The organism is Streptomyces sp. MK37H, assembly GCF_018035285.1.
Lineage (GTDB): Bacteria > Actinomycetota > Actinomycetes > Streptomycetales > Streptomycetaceae > Streptomyces > Streptomyces endocoffeicus.
Genome location: NZ_JAAAYH010000528.1, coordinates 1 through 5,341, shown reverse-complemented (window position 1 = coordinate 5,341; position 5,341 = coordinate 1). Strand labels below are relative to the sequence as shown.

The window sequence follows — 5,341 nt, the reverse complement described above, 5'->3', positions numbered from 1 at the left end:
CTGGGGCCCTCGGCACGCGCCCCGGGCGTGTCCGCCGTGACGGGCCGGCCCTGGGCCTGCGGCGGCAGGGCCTCGGGCAGTACGGCCTTGGGCAGAGGCGTCCTGAGTGCGAGGTCCTTGAAGCCGCCCGGCGGGGGCGTGGCAGGCCTGCCCGGCCGCTCCGCGGGCGCGTCACGGCGCTCGGGCTTCCGGGCGGGCGACGGGGTGCCCGGGCCCGGCGGTCCGGCCGCCGACGGCCGCTTGGGCTCGGCCCGCTTCGGCTCGGCCCGCTCCCGGGGCTCCCCGGGGCGCGCGGGCCGCTCGGGCGTCTCCGGCCGGCGCGGCGGCTCGGGCGACCGCCGGGGCGGCTCAGCGGCCTTCTCGGGCGTTTCGGCCTTCGCCGCTTGTCCGGCCTTCCCCGGCCGCTCGGCCTTCGCGTCCCTCTCGGCCGGTCGCGGCGTGTCGGCCGACTGGTGCGGCGTGTCGGCCGACCGCTGTCGCGGCGTGTCGGCGGACTGCCGTGGCGTTTCGGCAGGCTGTCGCGGCGTGTCGGCCTGCCGTCGGTTGTCGGCCGGCTGTGCCCTCTCGGGCTTCTCCGGGGTGTCGTCGGTCGTCATCGGCCTCACGCCCGGAACACATGGCGGCGGATCGCGGCCGCGTTGGAGAAGATCCGGATACCGAGCACGACCACGACTCCCGTCGACAGCTGGGCACCGACGCCCAGCTTGTCACCGAGGAAGACGATCAGTGCGGCCACCACCACATTGGACAGGAACGATACGACGAAGACCTTGTCGTCGAAGATCCCGTCCAGCATCGCCCGGAAGCCCCCGAAGACCGCGTCGAGTGCCGCCACGACGGCGATCGGCAGATAGGGCTCGACCACCGTCGGCACCACGGGTCGGACCACAAGTCCGACCACGACTCCCACGATGAGCCCCAATACGGCGATCACGATGTGCCCTTCCCTGTGTCGGCGTCACCCTTGCCGGAACCACCGGCTATCGGTTCCGCGGTGCGTACGATCAGGCTCGGCGCGGCCGGAAGCCGGAGCGAGTCCTGGGCGGAAATGCTCGTACGGATGTCATAGTTCTGCTGCAGCACATGCAGGTACTGTCCGTCCGCACTGTTCTGGAAAGCGGTGCTCAGCCGCTGCCCGTCCCCCACCGCGAGCACCGTATACGGCGGCGCCAGCGGCTTGTTGTCGACCAGTATGGCGTCTCCCGCTGCCCTGATCGCCGAGAGCGCCGTCAGCCGCTGCCCGTTGATCGAGACGGCCTCCGCGCCCGACTCCCACAGACCGTTGACGACACGCTGCATGTCGTGGTCGCGCACCCGACCGGTGTCGGAGAAGTCGGCGCTCTCCCGTGGACCCCCGCCGCCGCCCGCAGCGTCCTTGGCGTCGTCGACCACCAGCTTCACCCCGGGGCCCGTCACCTCGTTGGCCCCCGAGAGCAGCGCCACCAGATCGGCCTTGGCCCCGCCGTGCTTCTCCAGTGCCTGCCGCTGCTTCTCCCCGACCTCGCCACGGAGCTTATCCACGCTCCGGGCGAGCTTGTCCGCGTTCGAGTTCCCCGTCTCGATGCGGTCGATCAGTTCTCCCCGCTCCTTGGCCAGCGTCGGCGCCGATATCCGCGCCTCGGCGGCCCCGATGGTGATGACGACCGCGACCAGGACGAGACCGAAGGCCAGCCCCAATTTGGCCCGCACGGTGCGCGGCAGGCCCGAGCGACCGGTCTCCCCGCGCCGCGCGGCGGCCTCGGCGTAGCCGTCGTCAAGGCTGTGGTCCATCACATTGGTCAGCAGCGACATGGACGCGTCGAGGCGCGGGCGGGGGCGCGGCGATGCTGTGCTCCGAACGGGGGGCTGCTGCGACATGCCGCACATCGTCGCACGTGGCGGCCGCCGCCACCGAATGGCCCCTCCGGCGTGCCGGATCCGGGACCTCGGGACGGCGGCCCCACGCGCTCAGACGTGCTCGGGCGGCCCCGGGATCAGCGCCCCGCGCTGTCCACGACGCTGGACCACTCGTCCAGCAGGGCCTGCGCGGACGCGTCGTCCGGGCCCTCCGCCCACAGATGGGTGACCGCCTCGGCCGGGTCGGGCAGCACCATGACCCACCGCCCGTCGGTCTCCACGACCCGCACCCCGTCGGTGGTGTCCACGGAACGGTCCCCCGCGGCCTCCACAACATGCCGCATGACCAGGCCCTTGACCGCCCAGGGGGTGGCCAGATCACGCCGCTGGACATGCGCCCGCGGAATCCTCGCATCGATCTGACTCAGCGTCAGCTGAGTGCGCGCCACCAGGCCGATCAGCCGGACGAAGGCCGCCGTGCCGTCGAAGACGCTGCTGAACTCGGGGATGATGAACCCGCCGCGCCCGTCGCCTCCGAAGATGGTGGACTCCGACCGGGCGACCCGGGTCAGATCGTCCGCCGCGGTGGTCGTCCACTCCACCTGTGTGCCGTGGTACGCCGCCACCTGCTCGGCGATACGGGTCGTGGTCACCGGAAGCGCCACCCGCCCGCTCCGTCGCTCCGCGGCCACCAGGTCCAGCATCACCAGCAGCGCCCGGTCGTCCTCCACGATCCGGCCGCGCTCGTCGACCAGCGAGAACCGCTCGCCGACCGGGTCGAACCGCACTCCGAACGCGGCACGCGCGGAGGCGACGATCTCGCCGAGCCGGGCCAGCCCCGACCGGCGGGCGTCGGCGGTCTCCGTCGGACGCGACTCGTCCAAACCAGGGTTGATGGTCAGCGCGTCCACCCCGAGCCGGCCCAGCAGGCTGGGCAGCACCAGCCCGGCGCTGCCGTTGGCGGCGTCCACGACGACCTTCAGGCCGGATTCGGCGATGCCGCTGATGTCCACGGCGCGCAGCAGCGAGCCCGTGTACGAGTCGAAGACGCTCGACGGGAAGCTGAGGTCACCGATCTCGCCCGGGAACGCCCTGCGGTACTCCTGGCGGGCGTACACCCGGTCCAGCTTCCGCTGACCGCCTGCGGAGAGATCGGCGCCCCGCTCGTCGAAGAACATGATGTCGACCGAGTCGGGCACCCCGGGCGAGGTCCGGATCATGAAGCCGCCGGCGCTGCCGCGCGCGGTCTGCTGCCGGGCCACCGGCAGCGGCACGTTCTCCAGGTCCCGTACGTCGATGGCGCTGGTCTGCAAGGCGGAGATCATCGCCCGCTTGAGCGCCCGCGCGCCCCTGGAGTGATCACGCGCAGTGGTGACCGTGGAGCCCTTCTTGAGGGTCGTGGCGTACGCCCCGGCGAGCCGCACCGCGAGCTCCGGGGTGATCTCCACATTGAGGATGCCGGAGACGCCGCGGGCGCCGAACAGATGGGCCTGCCCGCGGGACTCCCAGATCACCGAGGTGTTGACGAACGCGCCCGCCTCGATGGTCTTGAACGGATAGACCCGGACATTGCCCTGGACGATCGATTCCTCGCCGATCAGGCACTCATCGCCGATGACGGCCCCGTCCTCGATCCGGGCGGCGCGCATGATGTCGGTGTTCTTGCCGATGACACAGCCGCGCAGATTGCTCTGCTGACCGACGTACACGTTGTCGTGCACCACCGCCTTGTGGAGGAAGGCGCCGCTCTTCACCACGACATTGGAGCCGACGACGGTGTGCTCACGGATCTCGGCACCGGCCTCCACCTTGGCGTAGTCGCCGATGTAGAGCGGACCGCGGAGCACGGCCTCCGGATGCACCTCCGCCCCTTCGGCGACCCATACACCGGGCGAGATCTCGAATCCATCGAGCTCGACGTCGACCTTGCCCTCGAGAACGTCCGCCTGGGCCTTCACATAGCTCTCATGGGTGCCGACGTCCTCCCAGTAGCCCTCGGCGACATAGCCGAAGACGGGCTTGCCTTCCTTCATCAGCTGGGGGAAGACATCTCCGGACCAGTCGACCGGAACATCGGGATCGACATAGTCGAAGACCTCCGGCTCCATGACATAGATTCCGGTGTTGACCGTATCCGAGAAGACCTGGCCCCAGGTGGGCTTCTCCAGGAAGCGCTCGACCTTTCCGCCCTCATCGACGATGGTGATACCGAACTCGAGCGGATTGGGAACGCGGGTCAAGCAGACGGTGACAAGGGCGCCCTTTTCCTTATGGAAATTGATCAGATCCGTAAGGTCGAAATCCGTCAGGGCATCACCCGAGATCACCAGGAAGGTGTCGTCCTTGAGTGCCTCCTCCGCGTTCTTGACGCTTCCGGCGGTGCCGAGTGGCTTCTCCTCATTCGCGTACGTGAGCTCCATGTCGAGCTCCTCGCCGTCACCGAAGTAGTTCTTGACGAGGGAGGCGAGGAACTGGACTGTCACCACGGTCTCGCTGAGACCATGCCGCTTGAGCAGCCGCAGCACATGTTCCATGATCGGCCGGTTGGCCACGGGCAGCAGCGGTTTGGGCATGGTCGAGGTCATCGGGCGCAGACGAGTCCCCTCGCCCCCTGCCATCACGACGGCCTTCATATCGGAAGCGTCCTCCTTGAAGAGACGACGGTCATGCCGACCGCGCACGCCCGATGGCCCTTACACGTGAAGTCGCTACGGGCCCCGGCCTCTATGGACGCCGCTACGGCGCGCTCAGTCAGCCGCGGTGTCCGCCCTGACGAGTCGGCGGACCTGAACCACGTAGAGGACTCCTGCCCACCAATAGAGTGTTGTACCCCATCCGGCGAACGCCCATCCGAAAATAGCAGCGGTCGTGTGAAGCCAGCCACTTCCCTCACTCAGAAGGAGCAACGGGAAGGCATACATCAGGTTGAAGGTGGCCGCCTTGCCGAGGAAGTTCACCTGGGGCGGCGGATAGCCATGGCGCCGGAGGATGCCCACCATCACCAGCAGGACCAGCTCTCGCGCCAGAAGGGCCGCGGTGAGCCAGAGGGGCAGGATCTCGCGCCAGGTGAGACCGACAAGAGTCGACAGTATGTAGAGGCGGTCGGCCGCCGGGTCGAGAAGCCGGCCGAGACGGCTGATCTGGTTCCAGCGACGGGCCAGCTTCCCGTCGAGATAGTCGCTGATACCGCTCAGCGCCAGTACCAGCAGCGCCCAGGCGTCGCTGTTGGGCCCGCCGAACTCGGGCCGGAGGATCAGCCACAGGAAAAGCGGCACGCCGACGAGGCGCGCAGCGCTGAGGATGTTCGGGATGGTGAGCACACGGTCCGTCTGGACGCGTGTCTCCTGTACCTCCACCCGGGAGCCTCCCGTGAGAAACAGGCCGATGATGCTCCATGACTCTACCGGTAGGCCCGCACAGGCCCCGCACCGGGGCGTAGTGGACATGGGCACAAAAAAAGACCCCGAGGGGAATGAATTTCCCATCGGGGTCTCGTTGAAGAATT

General features: G+C 69.0%; 4 protein-coding genes and 1 pseudogene. All 5 read right to left on the bottom strand.

The annotated features are described in order from the left end of the window. Positions 1-596 (bottom strand): annotated as a pseudogene (locus GWI24_RS39800) (hypothetical protein); the annotation flags it as partial. 5 nt (positions 597-601) lie between these two features. Then, positions 602-934, bottom strand: coding sequence for a small basic family protein (locus GWI24_RS39795; RefSeq protein ID WP_014058688.1), 333 nt, complete (start codon positions 932-934; stop codon positions 602-604). Further along, positions 931-1,857 carry a DUF881 domain-containing protein gene (locus GWI24_RS39790; RefSeq protein WP_210950903.1) on the bottom strand — a complete coding sequence of 309 codons (927 nt, stop codon included), beginning with the start codon at positions 1,855-1,857 and terminating at the stop codon, positions 931-933. The genes GWI24_RS39795 and GWI24_RS39790 overlap by 4 nt, the downstream gene beginning before the upstream one ends. 116 nt (positions 1,858-1,973) lie before the next feature. Further along, on the bottom strand, positions 1,974-4,469 hold the full coding sequence (locus tag GWI24_RS39785) for a mannose-1-phosphate guanyltransferase (RefSeq protein ID WP_210950902.1): 2,496 nt from the start codon (positions 4,467-4,469) through the stop codon (positions 1,974-1,976). Between the two features lie 114 nt (positions 4,470-4,583). Then, positions 4,584-5,192: a CDP-alcohol phosphatidyltransferase family protein gene (locus GWI24_RS39780; RefSeq protein WP_210950904.1), complete on the bottom strand. Its 609-nt coding sequence runs from the start codon at positions 5,190-5,192 to the stop codon at positions 4,584-4,586. Positions 5,193-5,341 lie beyond the last annotated feature (149 nt).

Excerpts from the sequence above, each read along its gene's own strand:
- GWI24_RS39785 (WP_210950902.1), bottom strand. The coding sequence starts at position 4,469 with ATGAAGGCCGTCGTGATGGCAGGGGGCGAGGGGACTCGTCTGCGCCCG.
- GWI24_RS39790 (WP_210950903.1), bottom strand. The coding sequence starts at position 1,857 with ATGTCGCAGCAGCCCCCCGTTCGGAGCACAGCATCGCCGCGCCCCCGC.